This window comes from Lactobacillus sp. ESL0260 (assembly GCF_003692935.1).
Classification (GTDB): Bacteria; Bacillota; Bacilli; order Lactobacillales; family Lactobacillaceae; genus Lactobacillus; species Lactobacillus melliventris.
In genome coordinates, this window is the sequence record NZ_REHO01000005.1 from 47,408 (window position 1) to 67,871 (window position 20,464).

Here is a 20,464-nt window from a genome sequence, read left to right on the forward strand (position 1 = left end):
AGTGAACTGGATCAATATTTTAATAACCATTATGGTAATTATCTTGGTAGTTCTTTATTTTGTTATTATTCCAATTGCCAGAAAAAAAAGCAATGAAAGGAAAAAGGCAGAGATGGATAACTTTTTTGCTTCACTACATGAAGGTGAAAAAGTTATGCTGCTTAGTGGTGTTGTCGGTACTATAAAAAACATAACAAAAAATTATGTCGACTTAAAAGTAACAGATAATACTGTAGTCAAAGTCAATAAGCACGGGATAGCTTCGAAAATAAAAAATGAAACCAAATAATCTAAAAGAAAAAATAAATTTAAATAGTTTGATTCATGATGATAGGATTTCATATGCAAAAGACTATTTAGACAACGCAAAATTATTATTGAATAATCAATTTCGTTTTCAACATGTGTACGATATGGAGCCTAGCCCTGAAGTATATCAATTAAATAGTTGGCAGGAGTCTCCTAACGGTGACCCCGAGTGGCTTTATGTTTTAAAGCGTCAAGAATATTTACAGGATCTTTTGTATTCTTATCTACGGACAAATAAAAGTGAATATTTATTTAAAATAAAAACATTTATCTTTGACTGGATGCAAAATAATGACGCAGACAAATCAGCTCGTTATAAGACTTGGCGCACAATTGATACTGGGATACGGCTGTTAAATTGGTCAAAGCCTCTTAGCTATTTAATTAATAGGAATATCGTTAGTGCGGAAGAAGAAAGCCAAATTAATCAATCAGTCAAGCGTCAAGCTAAGTATTTAGAGGATAATTATATTGAAAAGTATGACCTAAGTAATTGGGGAGTACTAATAACCACTGGAATACTAACCTTTTCTGCTGAACACCCTAATATAATAGATGACCAAATTTTAAATTGGGCCTTGGATAAGTTAATTCAAGAGTTAAAACTGCAAGTAGATGAGACGGGGCTTCAATGGGAACAATCACCACTGTACTTCATTGAAGTATTTAGAAGCTCATTATCAGTCGTCGCTAGCTTTAATGCTAATAAAAAGTTTGTTCCTGCAGAAATTACGAATGTATTAAAAAGAATGCTTAAAGCAAGCAAATTTTTGATTAAACCTAATGGCAATCTTTTACAGCAGGGAGATACTGATTCAATTAAAATAGCTGACTTAGTTGCAACAGCAGAATATATTTTAGATGGCAAATTCAATCCCAGTTATAAATATGATTTTTTACTGATTTCTCTAGCAGATAAAGCAGAAATAACTTTAGAGCAAAAAGAATTAGATGAAAATAGATATTTTGATTCGATTACTTCGGGAAACTTTTTCTTTAAAGATACTAATAACAAGAATTATTGGCATATTTATAACGGTAATTTAGGAAGCGGACACGGTCATGCGTCTTCCGGTCATTTAGACTTGGTAATTAATGATAATGATATATTTCTTGATCCTGGAAGGTATACGTATGTCAATTCGCATGAGCGCAGATATTTGAAATCAGGCTTTTCACATAATGTTATTTTAGTAGATAATACTTTTCCTACTGTACCGCTAAATTCTTGGAAGTTTAGTACAGTAGTTTCGAACCAGAGAAATGAAGTAGCCCATTTTAAAGTTTTTGACAGTGTCAAATGTACTTATATGGATAAGAAGTTAAATTACATTGTCACAAGGTATTTTATCTGGATTAAGACTACTGCAATTATGGTTGTTGTGGATATTGTCGAAGATTCTGGTCAGCACTTACAAAGCAATAATTGGATTTTAAATCCGGCATCTCATGTAAAGGAAATAACACAAAATCAAATTGAAATTAGTATTAACGGAAATGAATACTATTTATTCCATTCTTTAAAACAAGTTGAAACACAAAGGCAATTACTTTCAGATAGATATAATCAGATACAGCAAACTTCGAAACTGATTATTTCTGATAATTTTAATAACAGTAATGTTTCTTACACTGTAGTTGGTAAAAAAGAGATTATTGCAGGTGTTAATCATGTGGACTCAATGAGGAATGGCAAGGTTGATACAAGCGCTATCCATAACTATGGAATAGTTATTTCTTTGAATGGAAGAAAACCGATAACTGTTAATATTCAACATGAAAATACAATTAAGGGGAATAAGTTATATTTTGTAAATAATATTCCTTTTTATGGCAACATCAGTGTTGAGGAGTAGTTTTAATGTCAAAAAGAGGTGAACGAAGATGAAAAAAAAGAAAATTTTTTGTTTCATTTTAACATTTGCTATAGCTATTTTAGGAATTGCATTTACACAGACGAGTGTTAAAGCAACTACTTATTATGTTGATCCTAAAGGATCGGATTCAAATAGCGGCACAAGTAGAATTTATGCGTGGAAAACACTTGCTAAAGTTAATTCTGTTCAATTTGTACCCGGCGATAAAATTCTTTTTAAGAGCGGGGCAGAATGGAACGGTCAGCTTCATCCTAAAGGAAGTGGCAATGAAAATCATCCAATTGAAATAAATAAGTACGGGGGAAAAGAAAGACCTCTTATTAACGGCAATGGTACTTCAAATTATGTTAGAAATTCTGGAACAGTAATGCTTATTAATCAACATGATTGGGTGATAAGTAACTTAGAAGTTACAAATTATAGTTCACAAGTTCATTCTCAAAGGTCCGGAATTTTAGTAATTAATAACGGAAATACACCAGAAAAAAATATTACAATTGCTAACAATTTTGTCCATGATGTTAATTCTGACACACAAGTAGATCATGCTTGGAAAGTAACTGGTGGAATCATACTGATTGGTATCAATGAAGATCTCAATGGCAAAATAAATAACAATAAGAACTTTGGCTTTCAAAATGTTTCGGTCACAGGTAATCAAGTTAAAAATGTAGCAACAGCTGGAATTAGAAATAAAACTACGATGCTTTATTCTAATGGTTCAGAAAGTTACCCTAAACTAAATAAAAATATTAGTTATGAAAATAACAGAGTTGACGATGTGTTTGGTGATGGATTAATTATTTCGGAAGTTGCTAGCGACGGTATTGTAAAAAATAATATAGTTAATAAATTTTGCAATGCAAATACTAGTTATAACTACGCTGGACTGTGGGTAATGTCTTCAGATAATGTTGTAGTTGAAAGAAATGAAGTTGCTAACGGAAAATATGGTTCTAATGACGGTACTGCGTTTGATATTGATTTAAATTGCAATAATGTTATCGTTCAACACAATTATTCTCATGATAATGCTCGTGGTACAGTATTGTTTATGAATTATTCTAGAAACGGGGTATTTCGATATAACGTCAGCGTCAATGATGGTTGGGATAATAATAAATTGATTTCTTATTTACCTGTAAACAATGCTGAAAAAGTGGATATTTATAATAACCTGTTTATTACTAATCCAAATACGGCTGAAATATTTAAAACAAGTTCTAAAAAACGGGCTTTAAGGTTTGTAAATAATGTCATTATTTCTCAGTCGGAAAAGCTAAAAACTTTCAATTATGACGACATGACGGGTGATATTAATATTTGTAATAACGCTACTTATGGTTTTAATGATAAGTGGTTCACAAGTGGCGAGAATATTAAATTACAAAATCCCGTACTGGTGGAAAAATTACTTTCTGATATTCAAGATAGTGACCCAGGAATAAATAATTTGAATATCACTAAGTTATTACAAATGTCAGAATTACAGAAAGCTGGCACCACTATAGCAAGTAATATCACTGATTTCTCTGGTAATCCCATTTCAATTAATCCTTCAATTGGACCGTTAGAATTTAAGTAATATAAAGAAAAGAAAGGTTTTTATTTTTATGAAAATGAATATTAATTATGGTCATAACCCTGAAGATATTAAAAACTATTCAACTTCAGAATTAAGAGATCAGTTTTTGGTAGAAAAAGTATTTGAACCTGGAAAAATCAATTTGACCTACACTTTTAATGATCGAATGATTCTTGGTGGAGTAATGCCAACTGATAAGCCATTGGAAATAGTTCTAGATAAGGACTTAGGAGTTGACTACTTTTTGCAAAGACGTGAATTAGGAATTATTAATCTAGGAGGCGATGGTGCATTAGAAATTGATGGTCAAAAAGAACAAATGACAAAACATGATGGCTTTTACATTGGTAAAGGAAATAAGCACGTGGTGTTTACTTCTGCTAATCCAAAAGAGCCGGCAAAATATTACGTAGTATCAACACCTGCTCAAAAAACGTATCCTAATAAAAAGTTGTTGTTTAAGAATGCTCTTAAGAAACGTTTAGGTGATCAGGAGCATATGAATAAGCGTACTATTTATAAATATATTGATGCCAGCCAGATGGATACCTGCCAATTACAAATGGGGTATACCGTTCTAGATAGTGGCTCAGGCTGGAATACAATGCCTGCGCATACTCACGCCAGACGTATGGAAGCTTATTTATATTGTGAGTTTGCTTCACCAGAAACCCGAGTGTTCCACATTTTGGGTAAGCCACATGAGACTAAGGAAATTGTTATTAGAAATGAACAAGCTGTAATCAATCCTAGCTGGTCAATTCATTGTGGAGTCGGAACAGCAAATTATGCTTTTATCTGGGCTATGGCTGGTGAAAATCAAACTTATGATGATATGGATACAATTCCAATGGAAGATTTAAATTAAAAGAGGACAAAATGGAACAATCAAAAGAAGAAATTAAAAATAACGAAAAAGCATTAGATAAATTTAAGATGAGCTTCTTTGATCTATCAGGTAAGGTTGCTGTTATTACCGGCGGCAATACAGGATTAGGTCAAGGCTATGCAGTTGCCTTAGCAGAAGCAGGAGCCGATATATTTATTCCTACTTTCGGTACACTTGAATGGGATAATACACGTGCAATGATTGAAAAACGCGGACATAAAGTAGAATTTATGGATGTTGACTTAACTAAGCCAGGCGTTCCTCAACAAGTAGTAGATAAAGCTCTAGAGACTTTTGGTCATATTGATATTTTAATTAATAATGCAGGTATGATTAGACGTAATCCGTTACTAGAATCAAAAGACGAAGATTGGGACAAAGTTATTAATATTAACTTGAACGCAGTTTACCATATGTCAATGGCAGCAGCTAAGGTAATGGCAAAGCAGAAGTCAGGTAAAATTATAAACATTGGCTCTATGTTATCCTTCCAAGGTGGTAAATTTATACCATCATATACTGCATCAAAGCACGGGGTTGCAGGACTTACTAAATCTTTTGCTAGTGAGTTAGGTGCTTACAATATTCAGGTTAATGCTATTGCACCAGGCTATATTAAAACAGCTAATACCGCTCCAATTCGTGCTGATAAAGATCGCAACAAGGAAATTCTGGATCGTATTCCAGCTGGTCATTGGGCAGAGCCTTCAGAATTGATGGGAGTGGCAGTCTTCTTAGCTAGTGCTGCTTCAAATTATGTCAATGGTATTATTTTACCAGTTGATGGTGGTTATTTAGTAAGATAGGATACTATGAAGCGGCTTAAATGCCGCTTTTTTATTGGTGAAAATAATGGAGTCTAAAAAAAATAAAGTTTTAACGGTAGGTGAGCCAATGATTGTGTTTAGCTCAAGAGACTTAGACCAATCATTAATTGATTCTGAGCATTTCACAACGTTTCCTTCTGGTGCAGAGCTAAATGTCGCCGTTGGCCTCGAAAAATTAGGAATAAAAACAACATATTTATCAAATGTGGGTAAAGATCTTTTAGGCAAAAAAATTGTTAAATTTATGCGAAAGCAAGAAATAGATATAAGATATTTGCGACAGGATGATGAATGGCCTACGGGATTTTACTTTAAGGAGTTAGTGTCAAAGGGAGATCCGCAAGTTTCATATTGTCGTAAAAATTCTGCTGCTTCACATTTGTGTTGTGCAGACTTGGCAAAAATTAATGTGTCAGATTTTAAGGCGGTTCATGTGACAGGTATTTTAGCTGCATTATCAACTAGTACTTTACATTTGACTGAAAAGATTTTGACTGAAGCCGAAAAACAAGGTGTTATTAGTTTCTTTGACCCAAATATTCGAATGTCTCTTTGGCACGATAAGGAAAAAATGATTAGAGTCCTCAATGATTTATCATTTCAGTCTAAAGTTGTTCTGCCTGGAAGCAATGAAGGAAAAATATTAACTGGTACTTCTGATCCAAAAGAAATTGCTAGTTTTTATTTAAGTAAAAGTGATATCACAAAATTAGTGGTTGTTAAGTTGGGAGCTAAAGGTGCCTATTACCAAACTAGTAGCGGTTCTAGTGGATATGTAAAAGGATATCATACAGATAAAATAGTTGATACTGTTGGTGCTGGAGACGGTTTTGCAGTGGGACTAATCTCAGGCTTGATTTCTGGCTTAGAAATAAAGCGATCTGTAAAAAGAGCTTGTGCAATTGGTTCTTTAGCTATTCAGTCTCATGGTGATAACGATGGCTATCCTAATGTAAGTCAATTAGAACAATTTATGAGGAAAAATAATAAATGCGAATAAAGGTTAGCTTAAAAGATGCAAAAGATAAGGTATTAGTGGAGCAAATGCAAGATGATATTACAGTTCTTGCGTTTAAAAAAAGATATCAATTGGGGGACTATTATGAAATTGAATTAGAAAAACCCAATTCATATATAGTCGTTCAGCTTGATCCTATTTTAAATCCAGCATTAATATATATTCAGGGAAATCACTGGCGGTATAATATTCCCTTTAATTTTCAACGCTACCCGGCTATGGCAGATGGTTCTTTTGGAGGGATTGCTCATTATGCCTACGTCCGTGAGGCAACAACAGAAGAAATATTAAGAGAACAGAACCTGGCATATAATTCACACGATCAGCACCATAATAGTGGAGCCTTTCCTCATGTTACTGCCAATGCAGAGACCAGAAATGAAGATGCCTTTTTAGCTAAAAATGTGATTGATGGTTATTTAGCAAATAAAGGACACGGTCGGTTTCCTTTTCAGTCATGGGGAATAGACCAAAGAGATGATGCTGAATTAAAATTAGATTTTGGCCGTGAAGTGTTGGTTAAAAAAATTGGTATTCTTTTGCGTGCAGACTTTCCTCATGATAATTATTGGACTAAAGCAGATATTACGTTTTCTGATGGAGCAACTATAACATTAAATTTAGAAAAGACAGATAAAATTCAGTATTTTTCCGTAGCAAAAAAGAAAAGCAGTTATTTAAAAGTCAACCATTTATGTAAGGCTGCAGATGGCAATGATGCTTTTCCTTCTCTAAGTCAGTTATTGGTGTGGGGAACAAATATCAACTAAGTATTTATTATATTTCGACTGATTCGTTTTTCTTTAAATTAAGTGAATCAATAATAAGTCAAAAACTTATTTATTTGAATGAAAAATCTGGAAAAAGATTACTTTTAAAAATTAGTAGAATAAATATTTTCAATACCATTAAGGGTTTTTCTCTTAATGGTATTTTAATTTTCTATTTCATTTTTTATTATCAGTAAATTACCAAAATCAAATTGCAATGAACCGCTTTCTCTGATAAACTTTAAGTGGTATCAACCAGTTAACTGAGGAGGGGGAATTAATGGAAAAGCCACTTTATCGACAAGTAATTTTAGACTTAGAACAACAGATAAAAAATATGCAACCTAACGCCAAATTACCTAGTGAACGACAACTACTGGTTAAATATGGCGTTAGCCGTAATACAGTTAGGTTAGCATTACAAGATCTTGAAGAACGGGGACTGATTTATCGTCTTCATGGTAAAGGTACTTTTGTTTCAAGTACGTTTATTAATCAGCCTAATATTGGAGGGATGTACTCTTTTTCAGAAGAATTAAAACGAACTGGTCAAAAGGCTTCAACTAAAAACAAAAGTTTAGACTTAATTATTCCGGATAAAAATATTGCAGCACAACTAAATTTGAAACCGACAGAAAAAACATACAAGCTGGTACGTTTGCGTCTTGCCAATAATGAGCCGCGAATTTTCAGTACGTCCTATTTACCGGAAAAAATCTTCCCTGAACTAGTTATTGATGATCTAAATTCAAAGCCACTCTATACTGTCATGAAAGAAAAGTATAACCAAATTAGTGTAATGGCATTTGAAGACGTTGAAGCGGTTTGTCTTAACTCTGAAGAAAGTAAGAATTTGGCTGAGGAAGTCGGCGCACCGAGTCTAAAAATATTTCGAAAAACTATTAATGATAAAAATGTACCAGTCGAATTTACAATTTCTTTGGCTAGAGGCGATAAATTCGTTTATCGTTCACGCCAATATAATGATTTATCTTAGTTATATAAGGAAGGAAAAAAACTATGTTTTCAAAAACGGATGCAGAATTAGAAAAAATGGGCGCTAAAATTACTACTCGTGAAATCGAGCAACAGCCTGAATTATGGGGACAAACTTGGTCAATTTATCAGAACAATAAAGCGAAAATAACTGAATTTTTAGACGAAATAAAGCAAAAATGCGGCAAAGTCAGAGTTATTTTCACTGGTGCCGGTACTAGTGCATATGTTGGGAATACGATTATGCCATATTTACAAAAGCATGGTGACAGAACAAGATATGACTTTGAAGCTATTGATACTACTAAAATTGTCTCTACTCCGGAAGATTATTTGGCAAAGGATACTCCTACAATTCTGGTATCATTTGCTCGCAGTGGTAACTCACCGGAATCTGTAGCAACTGTAGAGTTAGCTAAAAAGTTAGTTAAAAATTTATATCAAATAGCAATTACTTGTGCACCAGAAGGCCACTTGGCACAAGACTTAAAAGGTGACCCTTCTGGATTAGTTTTATTAATGCCGGAAAAGTCACTAGATCAGGGATTTGCTATGACAGGTTCGTTTTCTTGCATGAGCTTAATGGCACTTCTTGTTTTTGATACATTGTCAGATGAGAAAAAAGAGCAGATCGTTAAGCAAATTGCTCAGATGGGTAAATGTGTCATTGACCGTGAAGATGAAATTCAATCTTTAGTTGATATTGACTTTAATCGTATTACTTATATAGGAAGTGGCAGTTTAGGAGGTCTTGCTGAAGAAACGCGACTTAAGATTTTGGAATTAACTGCAGGAGAAGTGGCAGCACTATTTGATACATCAATGGGCTTACGTCATGGCCCTAAGTCATTTTTGGACAAAAAGACAATTGTTTTTGATTTTGTTTCAAATAATACTTATACCAGACAATATGATTTGGATATTTTAAACGAAATTAAAGATGACGAAATTGTACCGCTAGTGATGGCCGTGGGGCAGGAGAAAGAAGGACAAAACTTCTCAGGTAAATCATTTACGTTTGCTGAGAAAGAATTGTTGCCAGATGCATATTTGGCTTTACCCGATGTAATGTTTGGTCAAACAATTGCTTTGTTAACCTCAATCAAAGTTAATAATAAGCCTGATACACCTTCACCAACAGGCACGGTTAACCGTGTGGTTAAAGGAGTCACAATTCACGAATTTAATTAATATGCTTTTGTTGTTATTGAAAAAAGTATAATTATGTTTTCAAAAAAAGGCATTTTAAATATACCAAAATATATATTGACAAAAATTGGTTGGTACCTTAATATTAGGGTTGAAAGCGTTTTTGTTAATATTTAGATTTCCTTAAAAGATATGGAGGAAGAAATATGAATATTGTAGGAGCGAGAGTTGATGAACGCTTGGTTCATGGTCAGGTGGCAAACTTGTGGACACCTCAGTTGCAAGTAGAACGAATTATTGTTCTTGATGAGAAGGCAGCTAAGGATGACATCCAAAAAAGCGGTTTGAGAATGGCTACACCTATGTCTACTAAGCTAAGTGTTTTACCAACTGAAATTGCTGCTGATCACCTCAAGAAAGAACGTTATGGTAAACAGAGGCTGTTTTTAGTAGCTAAGAAGCCGGATAAGTTTCTTGACCTACTCAACATGGGTATCAAGCTTGATACAATCAATGTTGGTAATATGTCTAAGCAAGATGATACTACTGAATTGACTAAGCAAGTTAATATCAATGAGCATGAAGCCGATGTTTTCAGAGAGATTTCTGGCAAAGGCGTTAACTTAATTGCCCAATTAAATCCTAGTGTTGAGTCACGGGATTTAATGAAATTGATTAATGAAAAGATGAAGTAGGAGGAGAAAAATGGCTTGGTGGCAAATATTACTGCTTACGTTGTATGCAGGATTAGAAATTTTAGATGAATTGCAAATTTATTCATCATTAAACACACCAGTTGGTGCTGGGTTGATCGCCGGTCTGATCATGGGAGATCTGCCTACCGGTCTGTTTATCGGTGCATCAATGCAGTTGACAGTTTTAGGTATCGGTACTTTTGGTGGTGCTTCAAGAATTGACGCTACTACCGGTACAGTTTTGGCTACAGCATTTTCAACTAGTATTAAAGGTATGAGTCCTCAAACAGCTATTTCTTCAATTGCTGTTCCAGTTGCTGCTATTATGATTGAATTGGACGTTTTGGCAAGGTTTGCCAATACTTACTTTTCACACAGAATTGATCACTTGATTGATCAAGACAAGATTAACTATAAGGCTGTTGAAAGAAATGTTTTATATGGTGCAATTCCGTGGTCACTTTCACGTGCTGTTCCTGTCTTTATCGCATTGGCCTTTGGTCAGGGATTAGTACAGCAGATCGCAAATGCTTTAAATGGAGATCTGTTATGGCTTGGTAATGGTTTGACTGTTGCTGGTGCCACATTACCAGCAGTTGGTTTTGCTGTTTTGCTCCGGTACTTGCCAGTTAAGAGACATGCAGCATATTTGATCTTGGGCTTTACAATTACGACATTGTTCTCAGTGCTCTTTAGTGGAATGCAAGCTTTGGGTACAGGCTTAACAGCTGTTAACAAAGGCTTCACTACTATTTTCAATGGCTTGCCAATGCTTGCAATTGCAATGCTTGGATTAGCTCTTGCGATTTTGCATTACAAGAATATTCCGTTAAATAAAGGTACTGCTCAAGCACAAAGTACTGAAAGTCAAAGTAATAGTGCAAGTTCAAGCTCTGATGACGATGAAGGAGAGATTACTGATGACGAACTCTAAACCTAAATATAAATTAACTGAACAAGACTTCAATCAAATTAACCGGAGATCTTTGTTTGGTTTCCAGTTAGGCTGGAACTATGAAAGAATGCAGAATAGTGGTTATCTATACACTATTTTGCCCCAATTGAGAAAAATTTATGGCGATGATACTCCAGAGTTAAAGGAAATGATGAAGACTCACATGCAGTTCTTTAACACTTCTAACTTCTTTAATACAATCATCACTGGTCTTGATCTTGCCGTAGAGGAAAATGAGGGTATTGAAGGAAAAGACACCGTTACTGGTATTAAAGTTGGTTTGATGGGTTCATTTGCCGCAATCGGTGACTCTATCTTCGCTTCTTTAATTCCAACTATTTTTGGTGCTTTAGCTGCTTCAATGGCAACTCAAGGAAACCCAGTTGGTGTTATCATTTGGGTTATTGCCTGCCTTTTGATCTGTGTCTTCCGTTGGAAACAACTTCACTTTGCTTATGACAAAGGTGTTTCTCTAGTTACTGACATGAGAGACCGCTTAAACGCTTTAACTGATTCCGCTACTGTTTTGGGTGTATTCATGGTTGGTGCCCTTGTTGCCACTATGGTTAACATTAAGTTTGCCTGGGCACCTCAAATTGGTAAAGTTACTATGAATGTTCAAAATAATTTGGACATGATTCTTCCTAAGTTATTGCCAGCAGCTGTTGTTGGCTTTGTTTACTGGCTTCTTGGTAAGAAAGGTATGACTTCAACCAAAGCAATCTTTATTGTTTTAATACTTTGTATTGTTTTAGGTGGCCTTGGAGTTATCGCTAAGATATAATTAAATATAGTAATTGCTTTAAGTAAAGCTGATAGTATAAAGTATTAAATAGAAAGATAAAGTATGGCAGAAAAAGAATTAATTTTAATTAGTCATGGCAAAATGGCTGAGGGCGTAAAAGCCAGTGCCGAATTAATTATGGGCGAACAAGAGCACGTACATACGGTATGTTTGCTTCCGTCTGAAGGTCCTGATGATTTTAAGAAAAAATTTGAAGAGCAGATTTCAGGAATGAATATCGAAGATATTACTGTTTTCGCCGATTTAATGGGTGGAACTCCGGCAAATGTGGTTAGTCGTCTGATTATGGGTGGTCAAAAAATTCACTTAATCTCGGGAATGAATTTACCATTGGTAATTGAATGGCTCAACAGTCAAATGAGCGGTGCAGCATCCGATTATGTGACAGCAGGTAAAGCTGGTATCGTTGATGTTACTGCAATGTTAGCTAATATGAAAAAGTAGAATTTGAATAAAAAATAGCGTCTAGTCCTAAACAAAGAGACTAGGCGCTATTTTTGGTTTTTGTTAAATTTAAAACAGTATTTGAATAGTTTCAAGTGGTGCTAAAGGCTCATCTATTGAAGCAATGCCATTTTCAACATTAATATGAATTTTTGTCTTCTTAACTGAATTACCAACTTTTCTAACTATTGTTGCCTCATTACTTACAAGTGGTGTTGCCAGATGCCATTTTATTTGCTGGTAACCATCTAATGTAAAGTTGGCAAGCCAAACTTTTTGACCATTGCTTTCAACAGATAGCTTAACATTAGGCATTCCTATTAAGTAGTCGACAGGCTTAATACTGTCAAGCATTTGCCGGAGCAGACCCTGCTTGTACGTGGTAAATTGGGAGTCCCAACCGTGACGCTGATCTTGGTCCATAGGTAAAACAATGATGTGTTGATCAATAACGGCCATAACGTTGCCCAATTTTTCATCAATCGAGTTGTATGCAAATGACCATACGTTTACATCACTTTGAGGCTGATATTCTATTTTCAAATAATTACCAGTATGTTGCAACATTGTTATGCGTGGATTTTTGACGCCATCAACAATGTGTCCATCAGCTTGTTCAAAGGATTGATAATTGGTGCGAACTGGATGCCACTCAGCATTTTTAACGTGCAATAAGTTACCCAGATTGCGGTCAAGCAAAACTTGCACACTCTCGCCATCAAGCAATACCAAATTCTTTTTGAGCAATGCTGTAATCTGGTCATTTGCCAGATTACGTAAAAGTTGCCCAGAAACAGCAATTATTTCGTTTGTTAATGAAGTCTTTTGACCAAAAGGTAAAATACTTGTTGCAAAACTAAAAGCTCCCAATAGACTAGCCCAGTTTTTTTCGTGGGGCAAAAGTTCTTCCACATTTTTGCCGGCAGTAGTTTGTAAGTGATAACTGGAATCTTGATCAACCAGAACTTTAATCCCTCTTAAATGATCTAGCGGCAGGCGATTTTCTAATAGTTGATTAACGAATGGCTTGATGTCAGCAAGCATTTCAGCGTAATGCCAGCTTTCATTGATACCATTACCCATCATGTCATATAAGTTGAGTAGGATTCCCTGACTTCCGATTAAAGCAGCAGTGATAATTTGAAATGCAGTAAATGCATTTGATTTGACTAGAGGGGAATACATATAACTTTCTAATTCAGGGTAAAATTCAGCATTTTCTCCTAAAAAAGCAGCGGTAATACGAGTATACTCTTCAAAATTTCTACCATATGCCAGAGGTGCAACTTCATTGTACGCAGGTAGGTGAGGCCGAGCAACCTTGGGATGACCTTCTCCAGCTAAAGCCTTAAACAATTTGTCCCAATCTCGGCCTTCAAGAGCATGCCAGTCAGGGTATGAAGTCATCTGTGCCAGATCTGTTTTGGGACTGACTTCATGAACGGCTTGCTCAATTAGATGTTCATTTTCAATCATTTCTTGACGTGCTTGATCCAGGTAAATTTGGCGCTCCTTAGTGGGTTTTCCCGGTTGCAACATCTTTTTAACAAATTCAGCACGTGTTTCTTTTTTGCCTAATTTTTCATTATACAGTTGCATATGATAGTCGCAGAAACACATCAATTTTAAAGGGGTGTGATTATAGTGGCGAAAATCGTCTTCTAACCATAATCGGCGGGGATGTATGCTGGCATACTGGGCATAAGTAGCAGCTAAATATTTGCGCCATGTAAGATCAGCCGGACAAGCCATATCCTTAGCCTTGTTACCATCAATGTCAACAAAAGTATTGAAACCAATCTCAGGATTAACCCGATAGCCCCGATCGGAGTGCATAATAGTTGTCCACGGGTTTAAACTAGTAGTTACACCTATATCAGATAGTCTCTTTTGTAAAGGCTTAATGGCGTCCAGCCAGACTTGAGTTTCAGCTTTAGTTAAGTGACTGTGGTTTAATTCTTCGCCGTTTATGAAAAAAGCAACATCATCAATTTGGCCTTTTTTAACAAATTCGATTAATTTTTCGTCTTTTGCTGGAGTATTTGTTCTTGGATCCAGCATATATCTTAATGTATAAATAAATGTCATATTATTGTTCCTATATAAAAATAACAGTATATCTTGTCTTAATTCTAGCATAATTTAAGGCTGTATACCTTGAGTTTTAAGTAGAAAGACAAATAAGTGGTTGGACAATAATTTTGTGTATAACTATTTATCCTCACCCTGATTTAGCATATAATCAATCCTATCAAACATTTCTAATTAAGATTAATTTTCTTTTAATATGAAGGAGGAGAGCACTATTAATAAAAATGACCAAAACCAAGTAACCGATTTTAGTAACTTGAAGTTGCAAGCTATCACTAATGTGACTAAGCAATCAGGTTATTTTGAAATTAACTATCAAAACGGGCTGACAGCTCGCCTTTATATCTTGGACTCAACAACATTCAGATTATATATTGATCCGACTCAAAAGTTTCAAGAACCAGAACAATCTGAAGCTGGCTTACATGCTCAAATTTTTGTGAAAGATATTTATGATTCTTGCGGTATGAATGGTGCCAGTATTCGTGTAACCAATACCGGCTGGCAAATTGATACGGGCATAATTGAAATTAATTTAAACAGAAACTCAGCTACTTTAGGCGTTACTAAAAACGGCAAGACGATTTTTCAAGAAGCAAAGTCAGTTGAATTAACAAATTCATTAACAGTTCAAACCCTAGTTGATTGCAATAGTAATTACTTTGGTGGAGGTACGCAAAACGGGCGATTCACACTAGCTGGAGAAAAAATTGAAATTGTTAATACCAATAACTGGGTTGATCAAGGTGTAGCATCTCCTAATCCCTTTTACTGGTCAACCGCTGGTTATGGCGTAATCCGTAATACTTTTAAACCCGGACATTACGATTTTGACAGCACTTCTAATAATAAAATTACTACTGCACATGAAGAAAAACGCTTTGATGCTGTCTATTTCTTTGCGGATTCAGCATATAAATTGATCAGGGCTTATCATCAGTTAACTGGCCGGCCAGCACTAACACCAGTTTTTGGCTTCTATGAAGCTCATCTAAATGCTTATAACCGGGATTATTGGGTAGAAGTAAATTCTGAAGAAAAAGGTGCTATTAAATATCCGGATGGTAAGTATTACAGGGAGTATCAACCAAAAGATTTACCTGCAGAATTAAAGCCAAAGTCAATTAGGGAAACGCTGAACGGTGAACATGGCGGGGTTTCCTATCAATTTAGTGCCCGGGCAATGCTTGAACAGTACCTTGAGCATGATATGCCAATAGGCTGGTTTTTGCCTAATGACGGCTATGGTGCCGGATATGGACAAACGGATACTTTAGCAGGAAATCTTAAGAATTTGGCGGAATTTGTCAAATTCGCTAATAGCAAAGGCGTGCAAGTAGGGTTATGGACGCAGCAAAATCTTGCGCCAGTCGATCCAGAAAATCCTAAACCGGATGATCGTGATTTTGAAAAAGAGCTGGTTGCCGGAGTCACCGCACTTAAGACTGATGAAGCGTGGGTAGGTCATGGTTATTCATTTGGGTTAAATGCTACCCAAAGTACAGCTAAAATGATTGCTAAAATTAAAGGCGATCAGTTGCGGCCGTTTATTATTACAGTTGACGGTTGGGCCGGAACGCAGAATACTAGCACAGTCTGGACTGGAGATGAAGTTGGTGGCGAATGGGAGTATATTCGCTTTCAAATACCGACTTATATCGGTGAAGGATTAGCGGGCCAACCTAATGTTGCCTCAGATATGGATGGTATTTTTGGTGGGCAAAATCCGATTGTTAATACTAGAGATTATCAGTGGAAGGCCTTTACACCAATTCAGCTGAACATGGATGGCTGGGGCAAAAATCCCAAGAATCCGTTTGCGTTTGGCGGTACCACAACTAAATTGAATCGTGCCTATTTAAAGCAGAAATCAATGCTGATGCCGTATATATATAGTATTGCAGCCCAGGCAACCTTTACTAGTAAGCCAATGGTACGGGCCATGTTTTTGGAGTATCCTAATGTTCCAGAATTTTATACCAATTTGGTCAGGTACCAATATTTATGGGGAGACAATTTCTTAGTTGCTCCAATTTATCAGAACACTGCCAGCGATGAAAAGGGAAATGATGTCAGAAATGAAATCTATTTGCCTGATAAAAAACAAATCTGGATTGACTACTTCACTGGTCAGGAATATCGTGGTGGACAAGTAATTAATGATTTTGCCGCCCCATTATGGAAACTGCCGGTATTTGTTAAAGCCGGAGCTATTATCCCAGTGGCACCAGCAACTAATACGCCGCAGGATTACCTGAATCTAAAAAAGCAGCGTCAATTTGTGATTTATCCTCGCGGTACTAGTAATTTTAATGTTTATGAAGATGATGGCTTTTCTGCCCAATATAAGCAAGGCAGATATGTCCAAACTGGAATTACCAGTAGTTTGCGGGACTCCAATTTGACCGTTAAAATTAATAAAGCTCAAGGCACTTATGCAAAGTTTGACCCTGAAAAGACAACCGAGTTAAACATTAAAACTGCTAAAGTACCAAGGACAATCGCAGTTCTGATCGGTAATAAAGAAGTTCATTTAACTGAAGCAGAAAATTTAGCGGATTTTCAAAAGCATGATAACTGCTACTATTTCGATCAGCATTATCTGACAAATCCATATTTAGCAGAATTTAACTCAAATTTGGAGCAGACATTTTTAAGGATAAAACTGCAACAGACGAATGTGTGTCAAAATGAAATCACTGTTGAAATTACAGGTATCGCTTCGACAGCAGTACCAGTTAATGAACTGCCGCTAAAAAATGAGGCTCTAATAGTTCCAGCTAATTTAACACAAAATGATCAAAAAACCACCTCAAATTCTATTACAGTATCTTGGCAGCCAGTACCTGGCTGTGACAATTATCAGCTAAAAATTGACGGTTTGCTATATTCTAATATTGAAAAAACAGATTTTACGTTAAATAACTTGAAGCCTGAAACGACACATACTTTTCAAGTTAGAGAAATTAAAGAAATGGCAGCTTCTTCTTGGAGAGCAAAAATTATTTGCAAGACCAAGAAAGCTGTTAACTCTAAAAAGAAATAATTTGGTAATCAAAGTAAATTTTTTCTGAATTGTTTATAATTGTGAAAAAGTTTACTAAAACTTCTGCTTTTCTTTAAAAGGCTAAACTATCAGTATATAATAATAATTGTGCGATTAAAGATAATGTTAAAGGAGATATATAATGAAAACAATTTCTGCAGCAGTTGCCAAACATATGGCAAACTTGTCAACTACTGATGGCATAATTAGTGCTTTGGCAATTGACCAACGTGGCTCTTTGAAAAAGATGTTAGCAGAGGCTGCTAACAAACCTGCTGATGAAACAACTATCGTTGATTTTAAAAAAGCAGTATCTAGTGAGCTGACCCCATATGCTTCATCTATTTTGACTGATCCAGAGTATGGCTTACCAGCTACCAAAGTTAGAGATAAAAATTGCGGATTATTACTTTCTTATGAAAAAACTGGTTATGATACGACTGAACCAGGAAGAATGCCTGATCTAATTGCTAATCAGTCCGGATTAAGAATTAAAAATGAAGGCGGAGATGCCATTAAGTTTTTAGTTTATTATGATCCTGATGAGGGTGAAGAAATTAATGATAAAAAACAAGCTTTTGTTGAAAGAGTTGGTGCAGAAGCTAAGGCCAATGAGCTACCATTATTCTTAGAGGTTTTGACTTATGATGCTAACATTCCTGATGCCAAGAGCGAAGAATTTGCCAAAGTTAAAGCTGACAAAGTTTTGCAGACAATGAAAGAATTTTCAAAGCCTGAATATGGTGTAACTGTCCTTAAAGTTGAAATTCCGTTTAACATTAAATTCGTCGAAGGCTTTAACGGTGACAACAATGTTGTTTACACTCAAGAAGAAGCCAAGAATCTGCTTAAAAAGCAGTCTGAAATAACTGACTTGCCTTATATTTTCTTATCAGCCGGTGTAACCAGTGAAGAATTTATCGCTGAAATTAAAATGGCTGAAGAAGCTGGAGCTGACTTTAACGGTGTTCTTTGTGGTCGTGCTACTTGGAAGCCAGCCATTAAACCATTCGCTGCTGAAAGTGAAGAAGCAGGTAGAAAATGGTTATCTACTCATGGTAAAGAGAATATCGAAAACTTAAATGAAGCTCTTAAAGGGGCAAAATCCTGGCGTGATAAGCTGGAAGTTGCTGAATAACTGAATTAGCAAAATAAAAAAGCTTTCTATACTAATTTAATGTATAGGAAGCTTTTTATTTGCTCTTATAAAAATCACATCTAACCGAATAAGCGTCACAAAAGATGCGTGTCATTATTTGCAGTGGTAGTCGTGATCTAACCTCATATTCAGGAAAATAGTTAGTTTTTGATTTGTAGCCAATGAAAGTTAAAGTGGAGAAAGGCAAAATACTGCCGGATGGGTTAGTAGTAAATGTCAAAATTGGAACATCATTTTTATTTAAAGCTTTAGCTGCAGTTACTAATTCCTCAGTTTCTCCGTTTAGGGTAATAAAAATTGCTAACGAATCCTTCTTAATCTTGCTGGCAATTGTTTTAATGATATTTGGATCTGAGTGAAATTCGCAGTATTTTTCGGTTAATTGTAATTTGACCATCATTTCGTGAGCAATTGATTCGGACAAACCACGGGCAAAAATAAAAACTATTTTAGCTTGTTTGGTCAATGAAATACTGTCTTCAATTGTGCTGTAGCTCAAATTGTGCAGCGTGTTGTTCATTTCAATTTCATTTTTAGTAATGACGCTTCTAATTTTATCATCAGCATCATTTAGAACACTGAAAGTGGAATTTGAATTGCTTTTTAGTTTCAAAGTTTCACGGTAAGAGGTGTAACCACTATAACCCATTTTTTGCATGGTGCGTACAATTGTTGCAGTCGAGACATTCGCGAATTGACTTAACTTTACTATTGACATGTTAGCAATCTTTTGGGGATTATTTTCGACTATATTCCAAAGATGCAATTCTGCTGCTGAGAGTTCTTTTGTTGCCATTTAAGTGCTCCTTTTGTAAATATTTTTCTATTAATTCTAGTAAACGCTATCAATTCAGAAAAACGTTACACATATTTGTCTTTATAATAATAATACAAAAGGCAAAAAAAGGGAGAGAAATCTTTGATTTATACAGTAACGTTGAATCCAGCAATTGATTTAGTAATTGTCACTAAAAAGCTGGAACCAAAGGTAGTTAATAGAACTGAAAAATTTGAATTACAACCTAATGGTAAGGGAGTCAATGTTTCGTTCATTTTAAAGAAATTGGGCATTGATAGTGTAGCTACTGGTATTGGTGGCGGCTTTACACTAGATTATGTTATTTCTGGTTTAACAGAAAAGGGTATTAAAACTAATTTCTTAAAAGTAAAAGAACCTACTAGAGTTAATGTCTTTACGGATGTTTTAGACGAAGGTACAGAATACAAACAAGTTAATCCTGGACCAGTAGTAAGTTCAGATAAACAAGATCAATTTTTGGATTATCTTGAAAGCACAGTAACTAAGGATGATATGGTAGTTGTTTCCGGAAGCTTTTCTCGGGGTATAAAACCAAACTTTTTAGTGCAACTGGCTCAATTAGTCCAAAAACAGGGGGCTAAATTTGTGATTGACAGTAGTTACCTAGAAGTAATTGATACTTTAAAATATCGGCCGTTTTTACTTAAACCTAATAATGATGAACTCGCTGCCTTCTTCAATTATGAGGGTGAGATGACTGCCACAAAAACAGTCGAATTGGCTCAGAAATTAATTAAATTGGGTTGTCAAAATGTTTTAGTTTCTCTAGGTGCTGATGGTGCTGCTTTTATAAATGAACGGCATATCCTGTTTGCCAATGCTCCGCAAATACAAGTGGTTAATTCAGCTTGTGCCGGAGATACCATGCTTGGCACCTTCATTGCCTTTTTGGAAAAGAACAAACCAGTTAGTGCTGCTCTTAAAATGGCTGTTGCCGCGGGTAGCGATACCGCTAGTCGCACTGGACTAACAGATTTTTCTTTAGATAATTTATTACCACAAATTTCAGTAACGGAAAGGACGAATTAA

18 protein-coding genes are annotated in these 20,464 nt (G+C 35.4%); 16 read left to right on the forward strand and 2 right to left on the reverse strand.

The window, feature by feature from the left end; genetic code table 11:
• The first annotated feature begins 1 nt into the window (after position 1).
• The 13 genes from yajC to F5ESL0260_RS02230 all read left to right on the forward strand — a co-directional run bounded on the left by yajC (position 2) and on the right by F5ESL0260_RS02230 (position 12,319).
• Positions 2-289 carry a preprotein translocase subunit YajC gene (yajC, locus tag F5ESL0260_RS02170; protein ID WP_122025708.1) on the forward strand — a complete coding sequence of 96 codons (288 nt, stop codon included), beginning with the start codon at positions 2-4 and terminating at the stop codon, positions 287-289.
• Positions 276-2,165, forward strand: coding sequence for a heparinase II/III family protein (locus tag F5ESL0260_RS02175; RefSeq protein ID WP_122025709.1), 1,890 nt, complete (start codon positions 276-278; stop codon positions 2,163-2,165). Before yajC ends, F5ESL0260_RS02175 begins: the two co-directional genes overlap by 14 nt.
• A gap of 28 nt (positions 2,166-2,193) precedes the next feature.
• The gene (locus F5ESL0260_RS02180; protein WP_122025710.1) at positions 2,194-3,771 is read left to right on the forward strand and encodes a hypothetical protein; all 1,578 of its coding nucleotides are present in this window, start codon (positions 2,194-2,196) and stop codon (positions 3,769-3,771) included.
• Between the two features lie 22 nt (positions 3,772-3,793).
• A complete protein-coding gene (gene kduI, locus F5ESL0260_RS02185; RefSeq protein ID WP_370448580.1) occupies positions 3,794-4,639 on the forward strand; it encodes a 5-dehydro-4-deoxy-D-glucuronate isomerase in 846 nt (281 codons plus the stop codon).
• Between the two features lie 11 nt (positions 4,640-4,650).
• Positions 4,651-5,466, forward strand: coding sequence for a 2-dehydro-3-deoxy-D-gluconate 5-dehydrogenase KduD (gene kduD / locus F5ESL0260_RS02190; RefSeq protein WP_122025711.1), 816 nt, complete (start codon positions 4,651-4,653; stop codon positions 5,464-5,466).
• A gap of 46 nt (positions 5,467-5,512) precedes the next feature.
• Positions 5,513-6,487 (forward strand): sugar kinase, encoded by a 975-nt coding sequence (locus F5ESL0260_RS02195; RefSeq protein ID WP_122025712.1) that lies wholly within the window; start codon positions 5,513-5,515, stop codon positions 6,485-6,487.
• Positions 6,478-7,275, forward strand: a complete 798-nt coding sequence (locus F5ESL0260_RS02200; protein WP_122025713.1) for a hypothetical protein — start codon at positions 6,478-6,480, stop codon at positions 7,273-7,275. The genes F5ESL0260_RS02195 and F5ESL0260_RS02200 overlap by 10 nt, the downstream gene beginning before the upstream one ends.
• A gap of 280 nt (positions 7,276-7,555) precedes the next feature.
• Positions 7,556-8,272, forward strand: coding sequence for a GntR family transcriptional regulator (locus F5ESL0260_RS02205; protein WP_122025714.1), 717 nt, complete (start codon positions 7,556-7,558; stop codon positions 8,270-8,272).
• Between the two features lie 23 nt (positions 8,273-8,295).
• Positions 8,296-9,462, forward strand: coding sequence for an SIS domain-containing protein (locus F5ESL0260_RS02210; protein ID WP_122025715.1), 1,167 nt, complete (start codon positions 8,296-8,298; stop codon positions 9,460-9,462).
• 164 nt (positions 9,463-9,626) lie between these two features.
• The gene (locus tag F5ESL0260_RS02215; RefSeq protein ID WP_122025716.1) at positions 9,627-10,115 is read left to right on the forward strand and encodes a PTS sugar transporter subunit IIB; all 489 of its coding nucleotides are present in this window, start codon (positions 9,627-9,629) and stop codon (positions 10,113-10,115) included.
• Between the two features lie 10 nt (positions 10,116-10,125).
• Entirely contained in the window at positions 10,126-11,049 is a 924-nt protein-coding gene (locus tag F5ESL0260_RS02220) for a PTS sugar transporter subunit IIC (RefSeq protein ID WP_122025717.1), read from the forward strand.
• A complete protein-coding gene (locus tag F5ESL0260_RS02225; protein ID WP_110445658.1) occupies positions 11,036-11,854 on the forward strand; it encodes a PTS system mannose/fructose/sorbose family transporter subunit IID in 819 nt (272 codons plus the stop codon). Before F5ESL0260_RS02220 ends, F5ESL0260_RS02225 begins: the two co-directional genes overlap by 14 nt.
• 63 nt (positions 11,855-11,917) lie before the next feature.
• Positions 11,918-12,319: a PTS sugar transporter subunit IIA gene (locus F5ESL0260_RS02230; RefSeq protein WP_110445659.1), complete on the forward strand. Its 402-nt coding sequence runs from the start codon at positions 11,918-11,920 to the stop codon at positions 12,317-12,319.
• A gap of 69 nt (positions 12,320-12,388) precedes the next feature.
• Here F5ESL0260_RS02230 and F5ESL0260_RS02235 read toward each other — a convergent pair whose 3' ends face one another.
• Positions 12,389-14,407 carry a hypothetical protein gene (locus tag F5ESL0260_RS02235; RefSeq protein WP_122025718.1) on the reverse strand — a complete coding sequence of 673 codons (2,019 nt, stop codon included), beginning with the start codon at positions 14,405-14,407 and terminating at the stop codon, positions 12,389-12,391.
• A gap of 199 nt (positions 14,408-14,606) precedes the next feature.
• On the opposite strand from F5ESL0260_RS02235, the gene F5ESL0260_RS02240 reads away from it, so the two are divergent.
• Entirely contained in the window at positions 14,607-17,456 is a 2,850-nt protein-coding gene (locus F5ESL0260_RS02240) for a TIM-barrel domain-containing protein (RefSeq protein ID WP_122025719.1), read from the forward strand.
• A 142-nt stretch (positions 17,457-17,598) separates the two neighbouring features.
• Positions 17,599-18,594, forward strand: a complete 996-nt coding sequence (locus F5ESL0260_RS02245) for a tagatose 1,6-diphosphate aldolase (protein ID WP_122025720.1) — start codon at positions 17,599-17,601, stop codon at positions 18,592-18,594.
• A 55-nt stretch (positions 18,595-18,649) separates the two neighbouring features.
• Here the strand turns inward: F5ESL0260_RS02245 and F5ESL0260_RS02250 are convergent, their stop codons facing one another.
• Positions 18,650-19,411, reverse strand: coding sequence for a MurR/RpiR family transcriptional regulator (locus F5ESL0260_RS02250; protein WP_122025721.1), 762 nt, complete (start codon positions 19,409-19,411; stop codon positions 18,650-18,652).
• Positions 19,412-19,534: 123 nt separating this feature from the next.
• Between F5ESL0260_RS02250 and pfkB the strand changes: the two genes are divergently transcribed.
• Complete coding sequence (pfkB, locus tag F5ESL0260_RS02255) at positions 19,535-20,464, forward strand: 1-phosphofructokinase (RefSeq protein WP_122025722.1); 930 nt, start codon at positions 19,535-19,537, stop codon at positions 20,462-20,464.

Excerpts from the sequence above, each read along its gene's own strand:
- F5ESL0260_RS02180 (WP_122025710.1), top strand. The coding sequence starts at position 2,194 with ATGAAAAAAAAGAAAATTTTTTGTTTCATTTTAACATTTGCTATAGCT.
- F5ESL0260_RS02195 (WP_122025712.1), top strand. The coding sequence starts at position 5,513 with ATGGAGTCTAAAAAAAATAAAGTTTTAACGGTAGGTGAGCCAATGATT.
- F5ESL0260_RS02235 (WP_122025718.1), bottom strand. The coding sequence starts at position 14,407 with ATGACATTTATTTATACATTAAGATATATGCTGGATCCAAGAACAAAT.
- F5ESL0260_RS02245 (WP_122025720.1), top strand. The coding sequence starts at position 17,599 with ATGAAAACAATTTCTGCAGCAGTTGCCAAACATATGGCAAACTTGTCA.
- F5ESL0260_RS02240 (WP_122025719.1), top strand. The coding sequence starts at position 14,607 with ATGAAGGAGGAGAGCACTATTAATAAAAATGACCAAAACCAAGTAACC.
- F5ESL0260_RS02250 (WP_122025721.1), bottom strand. The coding sequence starts at position 19,411 with ATGGCAACAAAAGAACTCTCAGCAGCAGAATTGCATCTTTGGAATATA.
- F5ESL0260_RS02205 (WP_122025714.1), top strand. The coding sequence starts at position 7,556 with ATGGAAAAGCCACTTTATCGACAAGTAATTTTAGACTTAGAACAACAG.
- F5ESL0260_RS02225 (WP_110445658.1), top strand. The coding sequence starts at position 11,036 with ATGACGAACTCTAAACCTAAATATAAATTAACTGAACAAGACTTCAAT.
- F5ESL0260_RS02215 (WP_122025716.1), top strand. The coding sequence starts at position 9,627 with ATGAATATTGTAGGAGCGAGAGTTGATGAACGCTTGGTTCATGGTCAG.
- F5ESL0260_RS02200 (WP_122025713.1), top strand. The coding sequence starts at position 6,478 with ATGCGAATAAAGGTTAGCTTAAAAGATGCAAAAGATAAGGTATTAGTG.
- F5ESL0260_RS02175 (WP_122025709.1), top strand. The coding sequence starts at position 276 with ATGAAACCAAATAATCTAAAAGAAAAAATAAATTTAAATAGTTTGATT.
- kduD (WP_122025711.1), top strand. The coding sequence starts at position 4,651 with ATGGAACAATCAAAAGAAGAAATTAAAAATAACGAAAAAGCATTAGAT.
- F5ESL0260_RS02220 (WP_122025717.1), top strand. The coding sequence starts at position 10,126 with ATGGCTTGGTGGCAAATATTACTGCTTACGTTGTATGCAGGATTAGAA.
- F5ESL0260_RS02210 (WP_122025715.1), top strand. The coding sequence starts at position 8,296 with ATGTTTTCAAAAACGGATGCAGAATTAGAAAAAATGGGCGCTAAAATT.
- F5ESL0260_RS02230 (WP_110445659.1), top strand. The coding sequence starts at position 11,918 with ATGGCAGAAAAAGAATTAATTTTAATTAGTCATGGCAAAATGGCTGAG.